25 protein-coding genes are annotated in these 25,125 nt (G+C 49.8%); 17 read left to right on the top strand and 8 right to left on the bottom strand.

The window, feature by feature from the left end:
- Positions 1 to 16: 16 nt before the first annotated feature.
- Together ACPUC8_RS15360 and ACPUC8_RS15365 are read left to right on the top strand one after the other, a co-directional pair.
- Positions 17 to 856 carry an AraC family transcriptional regulator gene (locus tag ACPUC8_RS15360; protein ID WP_494926723.1) on the top strand — a complete coding sequence of 280 codons (840 nt, stop codon included), beginning with the start codon at positions 17 to 19 and terminating at the stop codon, positions 854 to 856.
- 491 nt (positions 857 to 1,347) lie between these two features.
- Complete coding sequence (locus tag ACPUC8_RS15365) at positions 1,348 to 2,370, top strand: DUF1254 domain-containing protein (RefSeq protein WP_494926724.1); 1,023 nt, start codon at positions 1,348 to 1,350, stop codon at positions 2,368 to 2,370.
- 64 nt (positions 2,371 to 2,434) lie between these two features.
- Here ACPUC8_RS15365 and ACPUC8_RS15370 read toward each other — a convergent pair whose 3' ends face one another.
- A complete protein-coding gene (locus tag ACPUC8_RS15370) occupies positions 2,435 to 2,746 on the bottom strand; it encodes a DUF1214 domain-containing protein (RefSeq protein WP_494926725.1) in 312 nt (103 codons plus the stop codon).
- 195 nt (positions 2,747 to 2,941) lie between these two features.
- Positions 2,942 to 4,087 carry a GGDEF domain-containing protein gene (locus ACPUC8_RS15375; protein WP_494926726.1) on the bottom strand — a complete coding sequence of 382 codons (1,146 nt, stop codon included), beginning with the start codon at positions 4,085 to 4,087 and terminating at the stop codon, positions 2,942 to 2,944.
- A gap of 557 nt (positions 4,088 to 4,644) precedes the next feature.
- Between ACPUC8_RS15375 and ACPUC8_RS15380 the strand changes: the two genes are divergently transcribed.
- The 4 genes from ACPUC8_RS15380 to ACPUC8_RS15395 all read left to right on the top strand — a co-directional run bounded on the left by ACPUC8_RS15380 (position 4,645) and on the right by ACPUC8_RS15395 (position 9,857).
- Positions 4,645 to 6,159 carry a DUF1254 domain-containing protein gene (locus ACPUC8_RS15380; protein WP_494926727.1) on the top strand — a complete coding sequence of 505 codons (1,515 nt, stop codon included), beginning with the start codon at positions 4,645 to 4,647 and terminating at the stop codon, positions 6,157 to 6,159.
- A gap of 27 nt (positions 6,160 to 6,186) precedes the next feature.
- Positions 6,187 to 7,485 carry a DUF1254 domain-containing protein gene (locus tag ACPUC8_RS15385; protein WP_494926728.1) on the top strand — a complete coding sequence of 433 codons (1,299 nt, stop codon included), beginning with the start codon at positions 6,187 to 6,189 and terminating at the stop codon, positions 7,483 to 7,485.
- Positions 7,486 to 7,634: 149 nt separating this feature from the next.
- Positions 7,635 to 8,438 carry a hypothetical protein gene (locus tag ACPUC8_RS15390; RefSeq protein WP_494926729.1) on the top strand — a complete coding sequence of 268 codons (804 nt, stop codon included), beginning with the start codon at positions 7,635 to 7,637 and terminating at the stop codon, positions 8,436 to 8,438.
- Between the two features lie 816 nt (positions 8,439 to 9,254).
- Positions 9,255 to 9,857 carry a site-specific integrase gene (locus tag ACPUC8_RS15395; RefSeq protein ID WP_479410201.1) on the top strand — a complete coding sequence of 201 codons (603 nt, stop codon included), beginning with the start codon at positions 9,255 to 9,257 and terminating at the stop codon, positions 9,855 to 9,857.
- Positions 9,858 to 10,769: 912 nt separating this feature from the next.
- Here the strand turns inward: ACPUC8_RS15395 and ACPUC8_RS15400 are convergent.
- Positions 10,770 to 10,946 (bottom strand): hypothetical protein, encoded by a 177-nt coding sequence (locus tag ACPUC8_RS15400; protein WP_494926731.1) that lies wholly within the window; start codon positions 10,944 to 10,946, stop codon positions 10,770 to 10,772.
- Between the two features lie 99 nt (positions 10,947 to 11,045).
- Positions 11,046 to 11,273: a hypothetical protein gene (locus ACPUC8_RS15405; RefSeq protein ID WP_058973798.1), complete on the bottom strand. Its 228-nt coding sequence runs from the start codon at positions 11,271 to 11,273 to the stop codon at positions 11,046 to 11,048.
- 343 nt (positions 11,274 to 11,616) lie between these two features.
- Between ACPUC8_RS15405 and ACPUC8_RS15410 the strand changes: the two genes are divergently transcribed.
- Together ACPUC8_RS15410 and ACPUC8_RS15415 are read left to right on the top strand one after the other, a co-directional pair.
- Positions 11,617 to 11,784, top strand: a complete 168-nt coding sequence (locus ACPUC8_RS15410) for a hypothetical protein (protein ID WP_167347700.1) — start codon at positions 11,617 to 11,619, stop codon at positions 11,782 to 11,784.
- A gap of 872 nt (positions 11,785 to 12,656) precedes the next feature.
- Positions 12,657 to 13,355 (top strand): metalloregulator ArsR/SmtB family transcription factor, encoded by a 699-nt coding sequence (locus ACPUC8_RS15415; RefSeq protein WP_494926732.1) that lies wholly within the window; start codon positions 12,657 to 12,659, stop codon positions 13,353 to 13,355.
- Positions 13,356 to 13,463: 108 nt separating this feature from the next.
- Here the strand turns inward: ACPUC8_RS15415 and ACPUC8_RS15420 are convergent, their stop codons facing one another.
- Positions 13,464 to 14,360, bottom strand: a complete 897-nt coding sequence (locus tag ACPUC8_RS15420) for a siderophore-interacting protein (RefSeq protein WP_494926733.1) — start codon at positions 14,358 to 14,360, stop codon at positions 13,464 to 13,466.
- Positions 14,361 to 14,774: 414 nt separating this feature from the next.
- On the opposite strand from ACPUC8_RS15420, the gene ACPUC8_RS15425 reads away from it, so the two are divergent.
- Complete coding sequence (locus tag ACPUC8_RS15425) at positions 14,775 to 16,964, top strand: TonB-dependent siderophore receptor (protein ID WP_494926734.1); 2,190 nt, start codon at positions 14,775 to 14,777, stop codon at positions 16,962 to 16,964.
- 220 nt (positions 16,965 to 17,184) lie between these two features.
- Positions 17,185 to 17,757: a manganese efflux pump MntP gene (mntP, locus tag ACPUC8_RS15430; RefSeq protein ID WP_494926735.1), complete on the top strand. Its 573-nt coding sequence runs from the start codon at positions 17,185 to 17,187 to the stop codon at positions 17,755 to 17,757.
- 60 nt (positions 17,758 to 17,817) lie between these two features.
- On the opposite strand, the gene ACPUC8_RS15435 is transcribed toward mntP, so the two are convergent.
- Positions 17,818 to 18,474 (bottom strand): LysE family translocator, encoded by a 657-nt coding sequence (locus tag ACPUC8_RS15435; protein WP_494926736.1) that lies wholly within the window; start codon positions 18,472 to 18,474, stop codon positions 17,818 to 17,820.
- Positions 18,475 to 18,633: 159 nt separating this feature from the next.
- Here ACPUC8_RS15435 and ACPUC8_RS15440 point away from each other — a divergent pair, with 159 nt between their 5' ends.
- The 7 genes from ACPUC8_RS15440 to ACPUC8_RS15470 all read left to right on the top strand — a co-directional run bounded on the left by ACPUC8_RS15440 (position 18,634) and on the right by ACPUC8_RS15470 (position 23,474).
- On the top strand, positions 18,634 to 19,551 hold the full coding sequence (locus ACPUC8_RS15440; protein ID WP_494926737.1) for a LysR substrate-binding domain-containing protein: 918 nt from the start codon (positions 18,634 to 18,636) through the stop codon (positions 19,549 to 19,551).
- 257 nt (positions 19,552 to 19,808) lie between these two features.
- A complete protein-coding gene (locus ACPUC8_RS15445) occupies positions 19,809 to 20,462 on the top strand; it encodes a LysE family translocator (RefSeq protein ID WP_494926738.1) in 654 nt (217 codons plus the stop codon).
- Positions 20,463 to 20,652: 190 nt separating this feature from the next.
- On the top strand, positions 20,653 to 21,393 hold the full coding sequence (locus ACPUC8_RS15450) for an SDR family oxidoreductase (protein WP_494926739.1): 741 nt from the start codon (positions 20,653 to 20,655) through the stop codon (positions 21,391 to 21,393).
- Positions 21,394 to 21,442: 49 nt separating this feature from the next.
- On the top strand, positions 21,443 to 21,865 hold the full coding sequence (locus ACPUC8_RS15455) for a GNAT family N-acetyltransferase (protein ID WP_494926740.1): 423 nt from the start codon (positions 21,443 to 21,445) through the stop codon (positions 21,863 to 21,865).
- Positions 21,866 to 22,030: 165 nt separating this feature from the next.
- Positions 22,031 to 22,432 carry a fosfomycin resistance glutathione transferase gene (gene fos / locus ACPUC8_RS15460; RefSeq protein WP_494926741.1) on the top strand — a complete coding sequence of 134 codons (402 nt, stop codon included), beginning with the start codon at positions 22,031 to 22,033 and terminating at the stop codon, positions 22,430 to 22,432.
- 39 nt (positions 22,433 to 22,471) lie between these two features.
- Positions 22,472 to 22,954, top strand: a complete 483-nt coding sequence (locus tag ACPUC8_RS15465) for a glutathione peroxidase (protein WP_494926742.1) — start codon at positions 22,472 to 22,474, stop codon at positions 22,952 to 22,954.
- 133 nt (positions 22,955 to 23,087) lie between these two features.
- Entirely contained in the window at positions 23,088 to 23,474 is a 387-nt protein-coding gene (locus ACPUC8_RS15470) for a VOC family protein (RefSeq protein WP_058973286.1), read from the top strand.
- 39 nt (positions 23,475 to 23,513) lie between these two features.
- Here the strand turns inward: ACPUC8_RS15470 and ACPUC8_RS15475 are convergent, their stop codons facing one another.
- Positions 23,514 to 24,005: a GNAT family N-acetyltransferase gene (locus ACPUC8_RS15475; RefSeq protein ID WP_039337336.1), complete on the bottom strand. Its 492-nt coding sequence runs from the start codon at positions 24,003 to 24,005 to the stop codon at positions 23,514 to 23,516.
- A gap of 94 nt (positions 24,006 to 24,099) precedes the next feature.
- Positions 24,100 to 25,125: a Gfo/Idh/MocA family protein gene (locus ACPUC8_RS15480; RefSeq protein ID WP_494926743.1), complete on the bottom strand. Its 1,026-nt coding sequence runs from the start codon at positions 25,123 to 25,125 to the stop codon at positions 24,100 to 24,102.

Raw genomic sequence — 25,125 nt, forward strand, 5'->3', positions numbered from 1 at the left:
AGTTAACGGGTGCGATATGGAGAAATACTTACTGCCGGAACACATGCTGCATTTTGGACTTAATATTTATCAGTTCGGTCATGAAGCCTGCACCTCCTCACACCGTTTTGGTCCAGCGGTGCGGCAACATTATTTGCTGCATTATATTGTCAAAGGAAAAGGCAGCCTGACCTCGGAACAAGGCAGCTGGAACGTCACGGCGGGCGAAGCTTTTTTAATTTATCCACATCAAATTACCACTTACATCGCGGATAAAAAAACACCATGGGAATATATGTGGCTGGAAGTGGATGGTCTCATTGCCCAACGTACCTTTGAATTGTGTGGATTACGCCGCGAACACCCGCTATGGACCGCAAAAAATCCGCAGGACAGTGGCGAAATAAAACAAACCCTCGACTCATTAATTGCCGAAGACACCACGCGCCCGATTAAACTGGCTGGACTAACCTGCCTGTTATTTGATGCTTTAATCAGCCATGGCAAAGGCAATGTTGTTGCTTCGAATGGCGACAACAAGCATCTCGACCAGGCCACGACCTTTATCGAACGCAACTACCAAAATCCGATCAGCATCGGCGACATTGCCAACCATTGTCGTCTTGATCGCAGCTATCTCAGCCGACTGTTTCAGAAGGCATTCAGCATTGGCCCCAAACAATATTTGCTCAATGTGCGCATGAGTATGGCGAAGAACCTGCTGCAGGATGCGTCGTTACCCATCAAAGTCATCGCCTGTTCGGTCGGCTACAATGACCAACTGCACTTCTCTCGCGCCTTCAAACAGCACTTTGATCTGGCGCCGACAGAATGGCGTAAGCGCCATCCACCGAATAGTGAGTGCATTGAACTTTAAATCTGATTTTTAGCGGTGCATCAGTTGCAGAATGGGTGCACGGTGCATTCGTAGCCGCATGAATGGTGCGATTCTTGGAGCGGCATTATGGCGCAGTTTTTAACTGGGCGAGAGAGTTGTTTGGTTTGACCGCCGGGTACGGGGCGGTTGATGGTACTTAAAAATTGAAAGGAATGGCGGGATAGTGCCAATAGCGGGAGTAGCTAAATACAGTCTGTGTGGATCAATGGGGAGCAGTTCTTAACATTTGGCAAGAGCCTGGGTCGAGCCGTCCTATTGAAACTCACCTCTCGAAATCTGCATTTCTCACAGGCGCTGGTTTAAAAATTACATGAGATCCTCTGGCAACTCTGACTGCATGAGGCTGCCGTAACATTCCAGCTAATACCCTCCTGCACAATGCCGCCATTCGGCTATTCTTCAGAAATCTGCGGAATCATTTTCAGTCCTTCACTCGCAGCGCAAAGCCATATTAGTCTCGGAGACCTACGATGAAACGACCTTTATTCGCTGCGCTGTCAGTGCTGATTTGTAAAGGGGTTTCCGCAGCCCAGCCTGTAACACCGCAAAACTTCACCCGCGCAGAAACCGACCGCTACTTCGCCGACATTCAACAAAAAGCGGCTGCTCAGGCGGGTCATGGCAGTGGCATCAATCAGTTCTTCTATATCCGGACCATCCCAAAAGCCGGTGATCGTACCATCGTGCGTATGAACAACGACACGCTTTACGGCGGAGTGGTGGTTGATACGCGCGGGGGCGCGACGCTGACCATCCCGAAAATGCCCGATGGTCGCTACGCTTCAGCACTCATCCTTGATAATGATCACTACGCACCCGAAGTGTTTTATACGCCAGGGATGCACAAACTCCCTGAACGCACCCGCTATCTGATGGTCGCAATACGCATCCAGGTCTTTGATCCTAAAGATGAGGCAGAGATCAAAATGGTCAATGGATTGCAGGATAAGTTTAAAGTTAACGCACACAGTTCAGTACCTTTCAAATCACCTGGCTGGGACCAGAATCAGCTGAATATGCAGCGTAAGGCGTTCGAAGTGCAGTTTTCCCGCTTTCAACGTTATCCTGATGACTGGCAAGGGCCGCGCGGGAAAGTGAATGAAAAAACACGTGCTTATGCTGCCGCGGGTGCGTGGGGCCTGTTCCCCAATAAAGATGCAACCTATATCAATTACAATGCACACCTGCCCGCTAATAAATGCTATACGGCGACCTACCAGGTTCCACCTAATAAGGCATTCTGGTCAATTACCGTGTATGACAAGGAAGGTTTTACTGATAGCGCAAACTCTTTCCTGAACCGCTCGAACACGCGCTTAAACAGTGACGGCACCTTCACGGCCTATTTTGGTTCTGAGCAGGCCTGTGGCAACAAGCAAAACCGGGTTGATATTCCTGATGGCTGGAATTTCCTGATGCGTATTTATCGGCCGGGCAAAAGCGTACTGACCGGGGAATATAAGTTGCCGGATGTCATGGAAGTGAAGCTGTGATGGATTAAGGTCATGGTCCGTTAACATGGACTATGACCTCTTACTCCGAGCATCATGGATGAAGTCAGGGAGTGACAGGCTCCGCCCTGAGCGCCAGGACTTTCCACTGACCGTTGAGCGCCTGAGGTCCAGGCAGATAAAGACGCATCACCACATAGATCGGGCCGTCTGGCATAGGAAGCCAGTTCGCCTCCAGGTCTTTGCCCGGTGAACGATGCTGCAAATACAGGGTCATGCTGCCGTCCGCACCGCGCTTCAAATTTGGCAGCATCGAGGAGTTAATCAGATAACGATTGATTGGGTTGTCCACCAGATTTTGCCGTCTTACAGGGTAATTGACCAGAACGCCCTGACCGGCGGCAAACCTTTGCCACAAACGTCAGCTGGTATTTCGTGATTGATGCATCCAGTTGTTGTGCGCTGTTATCAAGCTGCCAAGCCGGGTAAAGGGCAAACTGGATTGGTACCTCAACAAACTGAAGCATCTGCAGTCATAACACTTTCCAGAACCAAATCAGCAGCCCTGACTGAAACACTCAAGGCCGCCGATTTTCTAATAACTTTTTCAGCTTCAGTTCAGTCTGTTATCAATCACCCAGCGATTTCGTCCCTGCTCTTTAGCCTGATAAAGTGCCTCATCAGCACGGGCAATAACCTCTGCGGGCTGTCGACGGCCTGGGTTTTGCGCAATCCCCATACTGACGGTGACCCTGTTACTGATCTCAGAGGCCACGTGCGGTAATGATGACTCTGCAATATTGCTGCGGATACGATCAGCCACCAGAGTAGCCTCATCTATAGCGGCAGCCGGCAGCACAATCAAAAACTCTTCTCCGCCATAACGGGCGATGAAATCCTCTGGCGTTCGTACTGACGCCTTTATCATTTCAGCCACCGCAGATAAGCAGAGATCTCCGGACTGATGGCCATAGTGATCGTTGTACCGTTTGAAATAATCGACATCGAGCATTATCAGCGCATAGGGCTGTTCATGAAGAGACGCTTTCTCAAGATAATTTTCCATCGCGCGTCTGTTTGCAGTGCCCGTCAGAGGATCCTGATGAGCGATGACGTCAAGGTGAGCCACCAGCGTCTGGTTTTGCTGGTACCGAAACCAGGCTTCATTGAACCAGCGCAGTAGAATCTGGCGCCCATAGATGAGAATGACCGTCAGGATCAGCCAGATAACCAGGAACCGAATGCTGATCCCCTGATTCAGGGTGATACTGGAAATCAGCGCCGAAGTCCAAAGGGGTATCAAGAAAGTCAGCAAGGATGGCAAATGATAATAAAGCGCAGACAGTGCTGTCAGCATCAGAATAACGGTCAATGGCCAGGCGAAGGAAAGAGACCACCACACTAAAAAGTGATAGCCGCTATAGCTCCACATCAGGCTTATGGAAAAAAGCAGCGTCAGTTTTAATAGAATATAGCCTGCAGGAAGCTTTCGTGTCACAAATACAAGTGAAAGAGAGGCAAGGACAATGCCGAGCATGACACCATCTATAATTACAGCGATTCCGGTTGTCGCATGAATTGAAAGATCAAAATTATCAAAAAGTACATTTCGAAAATATATCATCAAGGCAAAACTGATATTCACAAAAATGAACCAGTTAATACTGTTCCCCATTGCATGGTTGACCATATCTCTACGGCTTTGCCATGCTTCTAAGCTGACGGCGTTTTTGCGCCTCTCTCGACTGCTTTGCTTCATCCCTTGTTGCCTCGCCCTTGAGTCACTCCTGACATTGTAACCCTTAAATTGAGGCAGATAATGGCTGTGATGTTTTTTTATAAAAATCAGACAGATAAATAACGCATGATGATTTTATAAACCACGCGATTGAGAAACAAAATAATATTTGTTAATTCAGATAGTTATAAAAACCATCGCGATAAGATAACCCTTAAATTTCCCCCAGTGCCCACTCCATTCTTAGAGAGGCCGTAAAATATCAGATCCACCCTTGCCGATTCTTTTATGTCAGACCAAGAGCATCTTTACCCACTTAAATGAAAGTTTCTTCATACATTGATTTTTTCGACATCATTCTGCTAACGCAAACTACACTGAAATCGCACCCTTAAAAACACCGTATTCTCAAGAGGTTCCTGACCTCGTTTGTCTCGAGATCCATCACAGCGATTTCATCCATAAAAAGAGTTCTACTGTAACACCTGTTCAGGTTGCCTCTGCTGGACCTGACAAGACAGACATAAAAATAACAGGCAGTAAGCGTTATACCTTCAAATACGTTCAAGGAAACTATCATGGCCATATCAAGACGAGGTTTTTATAAGCTGGTTCTTGGCAGCGCGGCGGGCTTTGCCGTCATGAAGCATGCTGGTGCCAGACAGGCAAAAGTACTGGAGAAAATTCCTCTCCATCACGGTGCAGGCGACAAAGGTGAAACACAGGGTGGTTTCCCTCCGTCGGGGGCGGCTTGCTCCATCGTCGATTTTGACTATCAGATTAAGTATCAGCGTGCGTTTGAAGCGGTGCTCTGGAACATGCCTGCTGTGGCAATTTACAGTTTCCGACGTGCCGCCTTTAAGAATCTTGGTATGAAAGATAACGACATCATTGCCTACTCCCATACGGCAACGCCTAAGCTGGAGGCCATTACGGCCAACAGCACCACACCCTATATTTCCGCATTCACCGATTTACAGCGCGGGCCGGTCGTGCTGGAAGTGCCTGCGGCGAGCGCGGAGGGGAGCCTTTACGGGCAAATTGTTGATGCGTGGCAGTTCACCATCGCGGATGTGGGGCCTGCTGGCATGGATAAGGGCCAGGGAGGAAAATATCTTCTCACACCGCCGGGGTATCAGGGGGAGATACCGCAGGGCTACCTGCATGTCGCATCGCCCAACTATCGCATTGCCTTCGCATTCCGTTCCGTCCCCGCTGAGGGGAAATCGTTGCAGGATGCCTATCTCTATGCGAAGAAAATGCGTATGTACTTCCTCAGTGAGGCCGCCAGTCCGCCCACGCAGCGCTTTGTGGACCCCAGTAACGACGTCTATCCTACACTGCCGTTTTATGACGAGCGCCACTTTGAGGACATGCACGCCGTTGCCAGCGTTGAACCGGCTAACGAACAGGATAAAGTGATGATGGGCATGCTGATGTCGCTGGGAATTGAGCGTGGTAAGCCCTTTAATCCTGACGACACGACGCGTAAAGCCATGCGCCAGGCTGCGATTGACGCCTGGTTTTATCTGCAACACTGGTTTGATAATTTTCCCCGCGAAAAGCTCTTCTGGCCGGACAGGCACTATGCCTCGTTACTCCAGGCAGATGAAAATCAGCGTTTTACCTTTGTATATGAAGATAAAATCGACCTGATTAATCGCGCTGCTGAGTACTTCTGGTGTACCTACATGCCGAAGCAGCTCAGCCCGTCGCCTGCCACGCAGTACCTGATGGCAATGGCTGACAGCCAGGGCCAGTTACTGCAGGCCGGTTTGATGTACCGATTGACCGTACCCGCGCAGATGCCGGTGAAGCAGTTCTGGGCGTTAACCGTATACAACCGCGACACCATGTCCTTTATCTACAACACGCTCGAACGCACGACGCTCTCCTCCTACGATCTCGACGGGATGAAAAAGAATGCCGACGGCAGCGTGACGATTTACATCGGTCCGCATGCGCCAGCAGGGCTGGAGAGTAACTGGATCCCCACCAGCGGTAAACGCCCTCTGCCGGCCATGCGCCTGTATGGCCCCACCGATGCCTTCAACAACAAGTCCTTCAGACTCGCTGACGTTGAGCGTGCGTGATGAATCTGTTCCGAACCGGAGTCAAAGATGAAAATGAACAAAATCTTGATTGCCATACTGCTCTCTGCCGTCACGTTGCCAGCCATGGCCCAGATAAGCGATCAACTGGCTGAGGACGCCTACATCTATGGTTTTTCCATGGATGAGGCCTATAAATTTTTCTACAACACGGCAGTGAAAACCGACACGCCAATGAACCGCTTTCAGAACATCCGTCATCTTGCGGATGACACCTACACCGAGCACCCAACGATAAATAATGACACGCTTCACCTGCAGGGCTGGCTGGATGTCAGCGCAGAGCCTGTGATTGTCAGCGTGCCGGATATGGATAAAGGGCGTTACTGGATACTGCACACCATGGATATGGGGCACTACACCACTTCAATGATTGGATCGCGCACGCGCGGCACCAAAGGCGGTCACTTTATGTTTGCCTCCCGTACCTGGAAAGGCGAAGTCCCGCCGAGCGTGACGGAGGTGATCCGTGTCGATTCCGATCTTCTGAAGATGATGGGCCGTATCATGGCCACCAGTTCTGAAGACACCAAGGTGGCGCTGGGTTACATGGATGACTGGAATATTCGCACCCTGTCTGCCTACCTGGGTGAGCCCGGCCCGAAAGAGACGGTGCACCACTGGCCCGATCCGGTGAAAACCAACTGGCTGCAGCGCGTGAACTTCGTTCTGTGCGAAGGTGATATGGGCACCGCAGACAAAAAATGGATTGAGCAGTACAAAGCCGTGGGCATTGAGCCATGTAAAACCCACTTTACCGCCGAGCAGCTCGCCGCCGCGAAAAAAGGTGAAGAGCTGGGTATGGCGCACCTGAAAAAGCTCCAGCCCACCATGACATCATCCAACGGTGTACTGGGAACACGTGAAGAACTGCAAAATCAGAAGCGCGATCTCTTTGCTGAAGGCACATTGATCGGCCAGTGGGGCCTGCCACCGGAAGAGTCTATTTATCTGCAAATGGTTAAAGGTTCCGATGGCAAAAGCATCAACGGATCCAACGGTAAGCAATACCGTCTGCACTTTAAAGCTCCTGACGTCAGCCAGTTCTGGTCCTTTACGGTTTATGGTCTCGACAACATGTTTATGGCCCACAATGACATAAACCGCCACAGCCGGGGCGACCGCACGCTGAAGCCGGATGCTGACGGCATGTATACCATCGACCTCAGCGCCAAAGGTGACGCCAGTAATCCCAACTGGCTGCCTATCCCGGAGAAAGATGCTTATATCATCATGCGCCTCTATGGCCCGGATCAGGCAGCAATCGACGGGAAATACCCGGCACCCACACTGGAAGTGGTGAAGTAGAAACCGCGCGTTTCGTCATCATTCATCCCCCCATGCTGATGTCGGGGGGATTTCGGCATGTTTGATATCCCTGCAGTGGTGTTTTGATTAATGGAATTAAAAACACCTCTGCCATTTCGCTTCAGATACTTTCCTGAACAGGTGGATACATGAAAAAAATCTTAACGTCTGCCCTGTCACTGTTCTTAACCGCACACGCGTTGTCAGGCTATGCTGCCGATGACAGTGCCGGGCTGGCAAAACAGCTGAGTAACCCGGTCGCCAATTTGATCAGCGTGCCGTTTCAGTTGAATGTCGATGATAATGTGGGTCCGGGTAATGGCACGCGAACGCTGCTTAATGTGCAGCCGGTTATTCCTTTCTCACTGAATGCCGATACCAATATTATCAGCCGTACCATTTTGCCATTCACTACGCAGAGCCACGTTACCGGCCCTGGGGAAAATCAAACCGGTCTGGGTGATGTGGTGCAAAGCTTTTTCTATTCTCCAAAAGCACCCACAGACAGTGGTTTGATTTGGGGGTTCGGTCCCGTACTGCTTCTGCCTACTGGCACGGATAGTGCACTCTCTGGACGGAAATGGGGCGCGGGTCCCACTGGTGTCGTTCTTAAACAGACCGGGCCGTGGACCTATGGTGCTCTGGCGAACCACATCTGGGATTATGCCGGCAGAGACGACCGTAAGCATGTTAATGCCACTTTTCTGCAGCCCTTTCTTTCATACACAACGCCCGATGCCATTTCCTACTCACTGAACACCGAATCGACCTACGACTGGACGCAAAGCGAATGGAGTGTGCCGGTTAACCTGAGCATCAGTAAAGTCACTAAGATAGGTGATCAGGTGGTCCAGTTTGGAGGCGGCCTGCGTTACTGGGCACATACGCCCGATGACAGCGGCCCTGAAGGCTGGGGGGTGCGTTTTAATGTCACTTTCCTGTTTCCGCAATAACTGACTTCACGCTTTTACGGTAGCCATTCCTGCCTGGCTACCGTTCCCCGAACGGCTCATCGCTTTTAATTCAATGGCGGACAGGTGCCATATCAAGTCATTGACCCGATCATGTTGGTTCATACAGGATGCTGTTGGCAATCTCCGTTGTTCGCTCTTCGCTGCCCCTGGGCCGTTCCTTCGACTGCTGAGTGCCAAAATTGAACTAGCTAACATTTGTCTGCGTGGAGCAACGGGGGACGGGCCAAGAGAACTACTTAAGCCTCTTTCTGAGAATATTTGCGGCATCGCGTGCGAAAGCTTTTGTCTGTAAATCTTTTGATGAAGCTGAGATTCTCTCAAGTTCATACAAAATGTTAGCCTTACTTAGTTCTACCCCTCTGGCGGTTAATTCAATGACAGCTGCTCCTATAGCGCATCCAATCATCCCTGCCCTGTGTGATCTGGTTTCGTTCATGTGACATAGGTGAGTAATTAGTTTGACTTAGGATAAAAATAGATCGAAACGGCGATTTTTCAAGAAAACGTAAAGCACTAACTTCTATAGAGATTTATGCTTCCTGCGGGTTTTCTCTTGATGCATCATTATTTCTCCATGATTGATTAACAGCATTAGTAGTTACTTCATTCTACGAACAGCCCATCCACGCCCTTGATATGTTTTCTGATTCGCCAAAACAAATGCCAGGTACAGGCGCTGACCAGCTCCCCGTTGAATGACACTCGGCATAGCTAGCGACATCCATTGCGAATATCTGCTGATCGACCTTTAGGGACAACCATACTCAAATTACCCACATTACAGGAGTGTTGAGTATGAACACGTCACCCTGGAACAAAGACCGTATCATCGGTCAAAAAAGACCTCTTCAGATATCTCATATCTGGGGGATTAGAATCAGACTTGAAATTGAAGGTAACACGCGCGATCTTGCCCTATTCAACATGGCTTTGGACAGTAAACTGCGAGGTTGTGATCTCGTTAAACTCAAAGTGTCAGATATTGCATATGGGAATTCTGTTTCGAGTAGAGCAACGGTGTTGCAGCAAAAAACGGGTAATCCTGTTCAGTTTGAGTTGACTAAAGGGACAAGAGAATCTGTTGCAGCCTTGATAAAGCTCAGCAAACTACACAGTAAAGACTATTTGTTCCAATCCCGGATCGGTTCTTGCCAACACATATCAACCCGGCAATACAGTCGAATTTTTCATGGGTGGATAGCAAAGCTTGGTCTTGAAGATTCGCTTTACAGCACACATTCAATGAGAAGAACTAAACCTTACTTGATCTACAAGAAAACCAAGAATCTTCGCGTAATTCAACTCCTGCTGGGCCATAAAAAGCTGGAGAGTACGGTGCGGTATCTGGGGATTGAAGTCGATGATGCGTTGGAGATCTCTGAGTCGATTGAAGTCTAAGGTCCACAGGGCTGCTACAGCAGCCCTGTGACAGAAGCGGGAAGTCGTTAACAACAGTCTTTGTGCAGTACTGAGGGACAGGTCAATTACGTCATTAGATTGATACTGGTAAGTATGAAAACCAGTTATTCAACATTAAAGGTGTTATGGTTGGTGTTCCCTATGTCAGGGATACAAACAAAGGCCTCACAAAATGGGAATCGCTGGATGGATAGGAAGCGTAATAATCATTACATTGGTGGGAGCAGGAATCGTAGCGCTATCCAGGCTTTCAGTTCAGGTTTCTAACAATAATGATGACAAAGAACCCTAGAAAATTTTTTTGCGAACAGACCTTAAACGCACAAGAATTTTAGTAACTTCGTCAGTTACTGTTTAATTAACTTAAACATTTTATGCAATTCCCGTTTAAATGGTCGAGTCGCCATACAGTCTGGAATATGTGTCTGAGAATTTATCCTGTCAAGAAAAAGACGGCGTCAATACCATTATTTACACTCTTCAGGAAACGCCATATGGAATATTCATCAGACCTTTACAAAAATAACCTGTCTTAATACCCATTTCTGGTCCAAAGTTACCACCTTGTCTGAGTGACAAACGCTTAGCTGCCCACATGTTCACCCGCTGACCGCCTCAACCAGCCGCCGATCATGCATTAAGCATTCAGAACGTGGACAAGCGCGGTACTCCTACTACCGCGCGAGTGGGGAGAAGCCTGCATATATTGCAGGCTTTTTTTCGTATCCAGTCTTAGCAAGCCAAAACGGGTAGCAGCAATAGCCTGAAAGTTAAATATAAATCCTGGATGTAACTCAATAAAAATATTCTACGTGGCAGAAATTCATTCTGGTATTGAAAAACGAGCTTTTGAGCTGGTGAGTCGTAAAGGCGCTCGTGAAAGCGCCACTTTTATTCGGGCTCCCTGAGCCTCTCGCTGATGATGCGGTAGCCATCATGGGTGAGTTTTGTGAGACTGGCGGGTTTGTCATGCTGAGGTTGTATCCATCCTTCAGGCTGACATTCGGAATAAAACCATATTTCAGGCTCATCACTTCCACGTTTGAGCCAGTAATAGCCTTCTTTCATAGTGATATCCTCCGTTATAGCCTGGCCTGCTTACCGAAGATTCGAAGTTCAGGCCACTGTAAGCACATCAACAGCCCGGAGGTGACTGAGGATCCCGTGTCAGAGCAGTTTGTTTGCGGCCTCAAGTATTTCATCGCTTGAAAGTGTGCGGTCAGAGGCAACGTGAACCACCATTGAGTCCCCAGTCAGAGAAGGGAAACCAGCAGACATTATTTGAAGCTGAATTTCTTGTCCGCTGGGATAGGCTTTGCGGATTGAAGTGACCCCATCCATCAAGCTCATGACGACTGCGGGAGCTAAATTAAAGAAAACGATAACTCGTTTCATATACATCCTATGAGCCAGTGAATACCGACCTTATCACGACCACATGCACTTAGCTTGCAAATACTTGAGATGGAGTAACTTTTAATGAAAATTTTAAAGTTCTGATAGTTCTCATTAACTTAAAGAGAATTACAATCAAAACTTAAATAAAAGGCTAAGTATCAATTGCTTACACACCCTTAAAATACATATTTTTATGTGCATAATGGAACCTCAAGGTAAAATTAAAATAATTATTTCACGCATTTTATTTGCTTTCGCTTCGTTTACGTCTAGTCTTGACATACTTTTAATCACCCTCCATAGACATGCGGCGGTCTGTAATCACCTCTCAGGATAAATTTTGGAAACTCACTCAGCCGTTATAGATCAACTATCGTCTCTGATTCATCTTGTTACTAATAGCGAAAAAGAAATTTTTAGCGAAGACAAAACAGAAGAGATGGTTGAAATTTACCTTGTGCTGGGCGCAATGCTCCAAAGGGCATATCAAGTGAAAATAAAAGCCTGACTGGCGATTTTATCGGCATTTTTTTACACTATCTCCTAACTTTAGAACCAGGTTTGTTGCTCGCTCACTGCCGTCCTATTGGCTTGACAAGCGACACCTGAAGGCCAGGAGCTGACTTTGAGGAGACAGTCTTCAAAATAGCTAAGCAAACTCAAGCAAGAAGAGACTTTCCTGTATTTCGGTTTTTTCCTCTTTTTTATTACCAGGTGATGGCGGGATTGGCACCTCGCTATCATTCATTAAGTTAATGTTCCTTTGACATGACCTGGCATACAGGGAAACCGACATCGGCAGATATGTCAGAGGTTTGGCCTTAAACGTGTATGAAGACCGGCTACATAAGTCCTCACTTAGCAGAAATCCAGTCTCGTTCAGCTAAGTGCCATTGAAGCAAAAACCGCTGCCGGACAGGACTGCAGGTTTAAAACGCCAGCGTTAACAGAGAATTAATCTGAACTATCCTGCCCTTTCCCTGTCATATATCTCATGCAGATTATTCTCTGTAACGAATTTCACCCGCCATCAGCGGGTATTTTTTTGCCCGTATTTCGGGATAAAACTAAAGATAAAAAATCCCGCCGAAGCGGGTAGAAAGGGGGAAAGGGGGGAAAGGGGGGAAAGATAAGCCGCAGGGCATGAATTAAGATATAAGTATTGGCCACACAGGCTTCATCGGCCTCCTGGCCAGAAACGCATCCTTTTGCGCTTCGGCTCAGGCTTGTTGCCTTTAATCCTCTTCGGACATTCAGGCAGCGTTCCTCAATAGGATCAGTTAATTTAACGAGTCCTTGCACGCGCCAAATAATGATTCGAGGCGAATCGAAGTGTCTTCTCACTGATGAATACGTACTTCCCTTTTAACGGCGCACAGCATGAACCAGTTTCACATCTCAGTCGTAGCCCATCTTATCGCCGAACCGGTGCGTTCAATCATTTTGATTAGCCTGTCGGGTGGTGAAGCGCTTTCAGCCAGCGCTTTGGCAGAGGCCGCCGGAATTACAGCACAGACCGCCAGTTTTCATCTCGCAAAACTGCGTGATGGCGGGCTGATTTCTGTGGAGTCCGTTGGGCGCTATCGATACTACCGACTCGCCGGCCCCCATATTTCCCAACTGTTAGAAAGCCTGGCCTCGGTCGGGCCTGTCACTTCTCAGTGGCAAACGACACCGAGTAGTTCAGCTAAAGAGCTGCGATTTGCACGCCGTTGTTACGATCATTTAGCGGGGCAACTCGGCGTGATGATTACGCAAGGGATGCTTAATCGCGGTCTGATTGCCATACAAGGAGAACAACACTACGAGCTAACAATTTCAGGGCATCGCTGGTTTGAACAGCATGGCGTGGAAATCAGTGCGGATCATGCAGGAAATAACCGTCTGTGCCTCGACTGGACCGAGCGGCAATATCACTTCGCAGGTCCTCTGGGTTGCGCTCTATTGGAAGCATTTATCGCATGGAAGTGGTTGAAACGTCCGGGTAAATCAAGAGCGTTGCACGTTACCGCGTCAGGCTGGCAAGCCCTGGAACAACACTTTGGTATTCACCAACATCAAGTGAGCGTCTTAAAATGATTCAAATTCGATCTAAGGATGATCAGCCTGAAGCCATATTTCGATAAGACCAATGACTTCTTCGCCAGCAATGGATTGAGGTCAATCTCATACTGACGAATGGCGTTGTTAAAATGGGTATACTCTGCTCCAGTACGCCATGAAACTGACGTTTTCACTGGCAACATGGCGTTCCCTGACCAGATATCGCCGGATATGTTTTACAGCAGATGATTCCGCGGCTATCCAGCCATAAAATCGACTGCCTTCCGCCTCAGCGCCATGCCATAAAACATCATCTTCGACTTCCCTCCCCTCTTTCTGGTCTGCACTCAGGGCGTCGTCAGGTATGTGCACATGCTCCTTAACCGCGTGCAATAACGCCGCGCCGTGGGGTGTTTTTGTGGTGTCTCGCGGCAGCCAAAACACTTCAGCAAACGCATATTCGCGCCAGTCGAGGCAATCTTCTGTCAGCGGGACCTCCTGGAAAATCTGTAGCAAAGGCGGCAAAGACATTTTTGCCGTCTGTTCAAGAATCCCTTTCACCGCTGGCAGAGCGGTCTCGTCCGCCACCACCAAGGCGCGCTCCACTCTGGAACCGGGTCTCCACTCATACCCGCCGCTGTCAGCAGTATGTTGTTTATTGGGAGCGACAATCTGTAAGGCGTCTCCGGGCTTGGCGCTAATAACCCAAGCCGAAGCAGGCCCTTCTGTACCATGGACAACAAACTCAACCTCCATAAGACATTTGGCAGCATTGACGTGGCGAAGCGTGTAGGTCCGTGGTGTCGGCCTTTGCTCGTGCGGAAGCGCTTTAATTTGCTCCCACCAGTCGCCGGTTGCTGTCAATGCAGAGGCTACCCCATTGACCGACGGAAAGAGTATTTTGATCCGCTGATCGGGCCCATCCATCTTCATCATGCCCACCTCTTCGCCGGTGAACACGCAACTCACCAGTGAAGGAGAAAGCCATTTATTGTGTGACAGAACAACATTGAATACCTGGTAACTGGGAATGGTAGCCATCTCTTTTCCTGATGCTTAGCGCGCTCAACGCGAGTGATTGTCACATGAGATCACGCAAGAATATTAAATTTTCATCATCATTGAAAACTGCGCCAGATGCCAAGGTCGTCGATGACCGCTATCCATGCAACTACTCACCCGGAAATTCAGGCGTTTTAAGACCCACAAATTGTTATGAATCCGTCTGTTTTGTGCACCTGAGTGTGTGTAAATATTACAATTTTGGTTGTAAGTGTAAATGAAATGATTATCATCGCGATAATCATTCTCATAAATATGATGAGGATAGCTTACTTATCATAAGGTTTTAATGTTCACCGAATCGAGTGGCTTTGACTGCGCTGTACCCATACCACATAGCCCGAAGGTGAACACCGACTCTGTCTTAAACACTTCATCGGAAGAAAATAAAAAATGAAACAGCCGTATCTCTGGGTATTAAAACCTTGCCTGCTCGCCATGCTCTCTTCAGGCGCATGGGCCGAAGAGGCCAAAGACGATCAGATGGTGGTCTCCGCCAGCCGCACACACCGTAGCGTGGCGGAAATGGCGCAAACCACCTGGATTATTGAGCAGCAGGAAATCGAACAGCAGGTTCAGGGCGGTAAGGAGCTGAAGGAAGTCCTCGCACAGCTCATACCCGGCATGGACGTGAGCAGTCAGGGGCGTACCAACTACGGCATGAATATGCGGGGGCGATCAATGATGGTGATGGTCGATGGCGTCCGTCTCAATTCATCGCGCAGCGACAGCCGCCAGCTGGACGCTATCGATCCCTTCAACATTGAGCGCATTGAAGTCATTTCAGGGGCAACCTCACTCTACGGCGGCGGCAGTACCGGCGGTTTAATTAATATCGTCACCAAAAAAGGCCAGGCGGGCACCGAGGCTGAGTTGCAGACTGGCCTCAAAAGTGGTTTTAACAGCCATAACGATCACGACGAGAATATCGCTGCGGCCGTCAGCGGTGGTAACGATAACGCTTCCGGACGTCTGTCAGTTGCTTATCAGCGTTATGGCGGCTGGTATGACGGTAAAGGCAATGAGGTGATCATTGATAATACCCAGACCGGACTGCAGTACTCCGACCGTCTGGATATCATGGGCACCGGGACGGTAAATATCGATGAGCACCAGCAACTGCAACTCACTACGCAGTACTTTAAAAGCGAATCAGACGGTAAACACGGGTTGTATCTGGGTGAGAATTTCTCGGCCGTAACGGGTTCTGCGACGGCTTACAACGCCGGCAATCTCAACTCTGACCGCCTGCCTGGCACCGAACGCCATCTGATTAATCTGCAGTATTCCAATACCGATTTTATCGGCCAGGACCTGGTGGCACAGATTTACTATCGAGACGAAAATCTCACCTTTTACCCCTTCCCTACCCTCAGCGGCAATCGCGTCACCAGCATTGGCGCTTCGCAGCAGAAAACAGATTTCTATGGCGGCAAGCTAACCATCAACAGCAAACCGACCGACGCCCTGACACTAACTTACGGCGTGGACGCTGAACACGAAACTTTCGATGCCAATCAGCAGTTCTTTGACCTGAACACGGCGGCGCAAAGCGGCGGGATGACGCTGGAGAATGCCTATAATGTCGGTCGTTATCCTGGCTACAGCATTACCAACCTGGCACCGTTCCTGCAATCCAGTTACGACTTTGATGCCATCACATTAAGCGGTGGCGTTCGTTATCAATACACCAAAAATAAGGTCGACGACTTTGTTGGCTATGCGCAGCAGCAGGCGATCGCGACGGGTCGCGCGACTTCAGCTGACGCGGTGCCCGGCGGTTCAACCGATTACAATAATCTGCTGTTTAATGCTGGGATTCTGGGCCGCATCACCGAACGTCAGCAGGTCTGGTTCAACTTCTCACAGGGCTTTGAAATCCCTGATCTGGCCAAATATTACGGTTCCGGCACCTATCAGTTGGCGAACGGGCATTACAACCTGACCAACAGCGTCAACGTTAATGATTCGAAGCTGGATGGGATTAAAGTTGATGCTTACGAGCTGGGCTGGCGCTATACCGGTGATAATCTGCGCACGCAACTGGCGGCCTACTATTCGCTCTCGGATAAGACCATCAGCATCAATAAAACCGACATGACGATTAATCTGGAAGACGATAAGCGTCGGATTTATGGTGTAGAAGGTCAGGTCGACTACTTCTTCAGTGACAGCGAATGGAGCACGGGCTCAAACTTCAACATCATCAAATCAGAAACGCGCGTAGACGGTAAATGGGAAAAACTAACCATCGACAGCGCCAGTCCATCCAAAGTCAGCGCCTGGCTGAACTGGGCGCCAGGCGAGTGGAACCTACGCGTTCAGAGCACACAAACATTCGATGTCTCCGATGCAGATGGCAAGAAAATCGAGGGTTATAACACCGTCGATGTGCTGGGCAGCTACAGCCTGCCTGTGGGTAAACTCAGCTTCAGCGTAGAGAACCTGCTGGATAAGGATTACACCACGGTGTGGGGCCAGCGAGCGCCGGGCCTCTACAGCCCAACCTATGGCGATGCAGGACTCTACACCTACAAAGGCCGGGGTCGCACATTTGGTCTGAATTATTCGGTTGTGTTCTGAGGTTAGACAGGCGCCGACAGAGGAACCTGTTGCGGCCCTTCTACCCAACATAAATTCACTCAGGTTAAATTATCGGCATCTATAGCACTGGCTATCAAACTTAGCCATAGCTATAACATGTTGAATTTTAAGGTTTTTTTATTCTTTTTTTTGTGGCAGGATAGCGACCTCTTAAAAAATTCACGCTTTCCCCCTTTGAAAGCGCACCCTGAGATTCGTTATGAGCTTCTACGCTGTGATCATTCTGGCCTTTGGCATGTCAATGGATGCCTTTGCCGCCGCCATCGGTAAAGGCGCCTCGCTGCACCGCCCACCGTTCAAAGAGGTGCTGCGCACCGGTCTGATTTTTGGTGTGATCGAAGCCATCACACCGGTTATCGGCTGGGGCATTGGTCTTGCCGCAAGCCAGTTCATCATGAACTGGGATCACTGGGTGGCATTTACGTTGCTGTTCGTGCTCGGCGCCCGAATGATTGTGGAAGGCATCCGTAAAGAAGCAGACGAGCCCGCAGAAGCGCCTCGTCGTCACGGCTTCTGGTTGCTGGTGACCACCGCAATTGCCACCAGCCTTGACGCGATGGCGGTGGGTGTGGGCCTGGCCTTCCTGCAGGTGAATATCGTGGTGACGGCACTGGCAATCGGTGCAGCAACCACCGTGATGGCTGCCAGTGGCATGCTGTTGGGCCGTTTTCTCGGCGCGAAGATTGGCAAGTGGGCTGAAATCCTTGGCGGCGTAGTGCTAATCGGCATCGGTAGTTCGATCCTCGTCGAGCACCTGGGTCTGCTTAACTGAGGACATTCATCCAGAACCTCTTAGCATTCCTTTGAAGGGCGCGGTTTTTCCGCGCCTTTTCTATGAGACGTTGGCCAACATCCCCCATAAGGGCCGACTGTGAGTTATCTCAATAACGTTATAAACAAGCCCACATCCTGCCACGGCAAGCAAAAAGATCGATGACGTCATTGCTATTTTCCGGTTATGCCTGGCTGGCATCCATTTTTTCACGGTCAGGATGTAGACCGTCAGTATGGCAAAGTCGAAAATCATCCAGACCAGACTCAGCGTCAGAATACTGGTGGTGAAATCCTGCGTTACGGCAATGAACTGAGGAAAGAAAGAAACAAAAAAGAGGATGTCTTTCGGGTTAGACACTCCCGTAACAAAGCCGCGAAGAAAACTTCCCCGGCTCTGCGCACCTGTCCCGGTATCCGTTGTTCCTGCCTCGGGAGTGCTGAACAGACTGTGCAGTGCCGCATATCCGATATAAACACAACCCGCCAGTCCGAGAAAACTCAGCCAGGCCGGAGACAGAGAAATCACCCCCCTCAGCATCAGTGTGGCCACAGCGATAAGCATGAGGGAAGCCCCGTTTGTGCCAACAGCAGTGGCAAATGCGCTCCGATATCCATAACGGGCAGCGGTGCCGGAGATGAGCGCCACAACCGGGCCGGGCGTGAGCAGCAACATCATTACTGAAATAATATAGGCGCTCAGGAGGGTCATATTCATTACGGCGTTTTTTCCTTAGGTATGTTGACGATCTAGACGGCACGCTTGCCCAGATTCCTTCGTTAACTTTTTCAAACAGGATTATTCACCCACGTAAGGCAGTTGAAAAACGGATAAAACTCACGCTTAATGTGAGTAAAACTCACATTGGAGTTTCTGATGTCATTACCCCCTCTTTATGCTCTGCGCGCTTTTGAAGCTGCCGCAAGGCTGAATTCCTTCAGTAAAGCTGCAGATTTACTCAATATAACGCCGGGTGCGGTCAGCAGGCACATACGCACGCTTGAAGCGTGGTTTGACTGCGAGCTTTTCATGCGAAACGGGCCACGCGTTAAAGTGAGTGAGGCTGGACGTACTCTTGCGGGACAGCTTACCGAGGGGTTTATGAGCATAGAGCAGGCCTGTAATGCCTTTAAAAGTCACAGCCAGTTTTTGCGTCTCAAAGCCCCCTCAACGCTGACCATGCGATGGCTTCTTGACGTGCTCAACGATTTCCGCAAAAACCATCCAACCCCCCGAATCGAGATAACCAGCGTCTGGATGGACACGGATGAGGTAGATTTCAGTCGCGAGCCCTACGACTGTGCAATTCTGCTCGGTAACGGTCATTTTGGTGAAGGGACAGAGAGCAGACTGCTTTTCAGCGAGTGGTTGATACCCGTCTGTTCTCCTGCGATGCTTGTCAACGCCCGGGAGTCTCTTCCTGACTGCGAGCTTATTCATCCGTCTCCGGACCGTCGTGACTGGCGGAGGTGGCTCAAGAAGACGGGGCGTTTTGCGGGACTGAACATCAGTGGAGGGAAGGTATTCGACACGCTGGAGCAGGGAAATCTTGCCGCCCTGAGCGGACACGGCGTTTCGGTCGGCGACCTGCTCCTGAGCACTGACGCGATAAGAAGTGGTTTGCTTTGCCTGCCTTTTCCGGAGGCAGTGGCAACCGGAGACGGATATTATTTGGTGTGGCCAGGAAATTCCGCCATAAAGCAAAACGTTGAAATGCTACTGAACTGGCTAACACGTCATACTCCACTGTTTCCGGACGAGAGCCTGATTTACCTTCATTCCGGCGAAAAATAGATTTCATGAGCGAGGCTGGCTCAATGAACATTATTTGTTGTGGCAGTGTTTCAGTTTTGACCTGTTCGAGGTTGAGCAATACGCCATTTTCCATTTGTAGCAAGAAAACTGCAGACGTCCGCTTCGCTCATGGCTGCCCCACCTTAACGTCTTGATGGGCAGCTTCGTGCCAAGTGCCGACTTCGTATTGAGTTCCGCTTTCAGCGTTCATCAGAGTGAGTTAACGTAGCAACGTTATTTTTCCGGATGCGACGATCATGCCTTCAATTGAAACTTTTATGACTTTCCTGGTAGCGCTAACTCTTCTGGAGATTTCTCCCGGTCCCGACATGATGCTAACCATCGCCAGAGGAGTCGGTCAGGGAAGGCGCATTGCACTCCTTACCGTACTGGGAAACGTCTTTGTGGCGGGTTTTGTACAAGTTTCTTTTCTGGTGCTGGGACTGGTAAGTATCGTTCATGCCTGGCCAATTGCGCTAGATCTCCTAAGGTGGGTTGGAGCCGCTTATCTCATTTGGCTCGGCATGAAGATGATTGCTACCTCAGGCACAGATACACCAGTGCAAAAAACTGCCAGAATTTCTGACTGGAATGCAGTTAAGGAAGGCGCGCTAAACAGCCTGACTAATCCGAAATCCCTGCTCTTCATGTTTGCTTTTCTTCCGCAGTTTGTTGATCCAGCCGCTGGTCCCGTCTGGATGCAACTGCTTGTTCTGGGTAGTATCCAAAAGTTGGCTGGGGTTGTCTCCTTAGGCTCTGTTGCAATGGCATCAGGAACATTTGGATACTGGTTGAGTAAACACCCAGCATTGATTAAATGGCAGGAACGATTCACAGGCTTTGTGATGGTTGGACTCGGCATTCGCATGCTTTTCGGCGGGTCTGGCATTATACCTAAACCCGGCAAGTAGGTTTTTTCGAAAAAGATTTGCTTGAGCCCGTTGTTCTCTCGTAGCTGCCCTTTAAACCCTGCCTTTTGCCAGCTTTGCGGCAGAAGAGCACTTCCTGAATCCCTCTCTTCGTTACCGAACGAAACAGATGACGTCCGATGTTGATGTTGCGTAAGGTAAGTGCAGTTTTTAAAACCGGACAGGAGCAATCATGGAAAGGTTTCAAGGGAAACGCATTCTCATTACTGGCGGCACCAGTGGCATGGGCCTGGCTGGCGCTCAACGCATCGTGAATGAAGGTGGCTTGGTTGCCATCACGGGGCTGAATGAAGAACGACTGCAACGCGCCCGTGCACTATTGCCTGACACGTCACTGATCCTCAAAAATGATGCGGCCAGCGAATCCGATATAAGTGAACTACAAGTGGCAATCAACAACTGGGGCCCGCTCGATGGACTTTGGCTTAACGCGGGGTTTGCAGAAGTTGGCTCGCCGGAATCGGTAACTGCCGATACGTTTAATCGCATGATGAATGCCAACGTTCGGGGGCCAATGCTGCAACTTGCGGCCCTTTCTGATGCCCTTAATTCCGGTGCGTCTGTGTTGGTCACGTCTTCCTCATCGGCTTATGAAGGCGCGGCAATGACAAGTCTTTATGCTGCAACCAAAGGTGCCGTTATCGCGATGGTGAAAAGTTGGGCTTCTGCGCTGGCTGAGCGGGGTATCCGCGCAAATACCCTCGTGCCAGGCCCGATTGAAACGAACTTTAGGCATTTTATGCCAGCGGATTCGCGCCAGCAGTTTGAAGATTTTGTGGTCAGCCAGGTGCCGCTGGGTCGGGCGGGTACCGCAGATGAAGCGGCTGCTGTCGCGCTATTTCTGCTTTCCGATGATTCCTCATTCGTCACTGGCAGCCAGTACGCCGTAGATGGCGGCTTAGTACGTTATTAGGCCGACAGCAGAGTCTGGATTACAAATTTGGTGTAAAAGGAGTGTCGCCATGAATGTGCTGAATATTGAAGTCTCGGACTCAATCACCCCTGAGTTCGCGTTACCGATTGAATCAGGACTTAATCAATACAATGACGAGGCCGTTGGATTTAACGAAAATAAACCCCTCGCCGTCGTTGTTCGGGATGAGCATGGGGTTGTTCTGGGTGGAATGCTGGGCCGCACCTATCTCGGACTGTTATTTATCGATCTGGTCTATCTTCCCCCTGAAATCAGAGGAAAAGGCATAGGAAGTCAGATCCTAAAACGTGTTGAAGATGAAGGCAGAGAACGAGGATGTAAAACTGCCGTGTTGTATACGATTACTTTCCAGGCACCTGCGTTCTATGAAAAAAACGGCTGGCAGCGCTTCGGCGAAATACCTTGTCTGCCTGAGGGAGCCAGCCGTGTATTTCTTAGAAAAGACCTCTGATCACCCTTGACGATTTCATGACAAAGTATGCTGGTGCGCATCAATGCGCACTCTACAAATTTGTCTATTACAATATTTATCGGACAAGCACTTTAGTGTTCTGGTGTGCAAGCACATTGAAATCATTTAAATTAAATCCCTCTATATTCTGCTTACGAGTTTCGCATGCTGACCGGACTAAATCACATCACCCTTGCAGTCAGTGAGCTGACAAATAGCCTGAATTTTTACACTAAGATGCTTGGCTTCACGCCCAAAGCAAAATGGGATCATGGTGCTTATCTCGCGCTGGGCGATCTCTGGTTGTGCCTATCCGTCGATAGCGTAGCGGTAGGGCGTGACTACACCCACTATGCCTTCAGTATTTCAGGTGAAGCATTCGACGGATTCGTTGCGCGATTAAGAGCATCTGGTGTCAAGGAATGGAAGACCAACAAGAGCGAGGGAAAGTCTATATACCTTTTAGATCCCGATGGTCATAAACTCGAGATTCACGATGGCGATCTCGAAAGCCGTTTGAGTGCCTGTCGCAATAAGCCCTATCAAGGCATGGTGTTCTTCGATTAGTCTGCTACTCCGAACCGCTTCAGCTTTGAGGATCACCACATGAGCCCCTTTTATCAACTTGATGCCACTAGCCTGCGTGGACAGTCCATCGCTATGGCCGATTATGCGGGCAAAGTGGTGTTGGTGGTGAATACCGCCAGCCATTGTGGATTCACACCACAGTACGCGGGTCTTGAAGCGCTCTACAAGAAATATGCCGCCCAGGGTCTGATGATCCTGGGTTTTCCCTGCAATCAGTTCGGTAAGCAGGAACCCGGCGGTGCCGATGATATCGCGCAGACCTGCCATATCAACTATGGTGTGAGCTTCCCGATGTTCGGAAAAGTGGAGGTCAACGGCGCTGCGGCACACCCGATATTTCGTTATTTGAAAGATGAGTTGCCTGGCGTGCTGGGCGGGCGCATCAAATGGAACTTCACCAAGTTTCTGATCGGACGCGATGGTAAACCGATTAAACGTTTTGCACCGTTCACCACTCCAGAGAAAATGGACGCTGTCATTCAGGCTGCGCTCGAAAGCTAAACCCCTCGTCACCCTATTTGCTGTTAATCAGGAATCGATACCCATCCGCTCTCAGCGACAAATTGATAATCTCATTAGCGATAAACTCAGGAGGTAGAAACTTTTCTAGAACCGTTTTACAGGAGTTGACCCGATGTTTAGCCAAATGCGCATTGCCAGACCCGTTACAGACATTAATCGTGCATTTCATATGTACAGCGAAGGATTGGGGCTGCGAAAGATAGCCGAATTCAACGATCATCAGGGTTTCAGCGGAATAATGTTAGGTCTGAATAATTTATCCTGGCACCTTGAATTCACGGTGTGTCTGCACCATCCGGTTAAGCCATCGCAGACAGAAGAGGACTTGCTGGTGCTTTACTATCCAGACAAAGATGAATGGCAAGCAACCTGCGAAAAAATGATCACCGCGGGCTTCATCAAGGCCTCCTCGTTTAATCCCTATTGGGAGGTTAAAGGGCGCACCTTTATCGACCCGGACGGGTATCGGGTTGTTCTGCAAAATAGTGCATGGGGCTAAATTGAGTACAGCATGACTTACTTAGCCCATTTTCGGTTATCACAACGTCATCAGCATCTCATGCCACGCCATACCACCGTGATCCGACTCTGAAGGTTTGATGTACTGGTAACCAAACTTCTTATACAGATCCACGTGATGGGTTTTGCACATCAGATGGATGGTCTGTTTATCCATCTGCTTCATGGTGTCAATGAAATGGCGCATCATCAGTGAGGCGTAGCCTTTCCCTTGACAGGCCGGGTCTAAAACCACCGACATAATCACCACATTGGGTGCCGCGGGATCGTGTCCGATCAGTTCTTTGAACGCCTCATCGGACATTACCACGTCCCAGGCGCAGCCAGCATTAATGAAGCCCACGACCTCGCCCGCGATCTCCAGACAGATAAAGCCTTGCGGATACTGCGCAATACGCGTGGCGATTTTCTCGCGTGTGGCTGCTTCATCACCTTCATAGGCTTCGGTTTCAATGGCGTAGCAACGATCGACATCAGCTAAGGTGGCATTTCGGAAGGTTAAATTCGACACAACAACAACCTGAGGTTCAATTTTTAAGGCGGGTATTCTAGCAGGGCTGCATCAAGGAAGGAAAATAGCGCCACCCGCAGGCAGCGCTCCGGGTTCAAGCGACATCCACCACACGATTTTCGCGTGCGCTGATAAAAGCGGCATCCAGCACGGCAAGCACTTCTATTGCTTGCTCAGCGGTGACTGGTGGCGGCGTACCCTGCCGAACCGCCTCGGCAAAGGCTTCATAGTAAGCATGATAGGCTCCTTGTGCGGAGGGCACGCGCTCGCTGCCCTGCTCTGTATTCAACGTCCCCCAGTTTGCCTCTGCCTCATAGCCCCAACCTGCTAAGTCATCAGCCGGACGCTTACCTGCGAAGATCGCCTGCGCCTGAACGTCAGTACCATAGGAGGTGAAACTGCCTTTTTCGCCGTAGACGCGCAGTTCACGCGCAATCAGATGATTGATTTTGCTGGATGAGACGTGGGAATGGCTGCCGTTCTGGTGTGTCAGGGTGAGGACAAAACTGGCATCCGTGGTCCCTTCCGCCACCTCGACATGATCTAACTGGGCGTAAACACGCTTGACTGGACCCAGCAACCAGATAGCCTGATCGACCAGATGGCTACCCATATCACGCAATAGCCCGCCGGTTGGGCCACCTTCCAGCGTTTGCGGTTCATCCAGATCCATCCGGTTGTGCAGTCGCCAAACCTTCCCTAACCGTTGCTGCTCAATCAACTGTTTTAGCGTCTGCAAATCCGCATCAAAACGACGGTTGTGGTAGGCCCCCAGCACCACGCCTTTGGCCTGTGCTGCTGCCGCCAGCTCACGGCCGGTTTTGGCATCCGGCGCAAACGGCTTATCGGCGATCACCGCTACACCGGCGGCAATCGCTTCTAATACCAACTCGCGTCGGGTTTGTGGTGGTGTGGTGATGGTAACGATATCGATGCCGGCCGCCAGCATCTCAGTCAGGCTGGCGTAAATCGGTACGTCTGGGAAATCAGCTTTCACTTTCGCAATGGTGGCGGGCGCACGCGCCACAATTCCCGCCAGTTCCAGTCCCTGTGCTGCTTCAATAAAAGGCGCGTGGAAATTTTTCCCGCCCGTGCCATAACCCACAATACCGATTTTCAT

The sequence above is a fragment of the Pantoea sp. CFCC18177 genome (genome assembly GCF_059412425.1).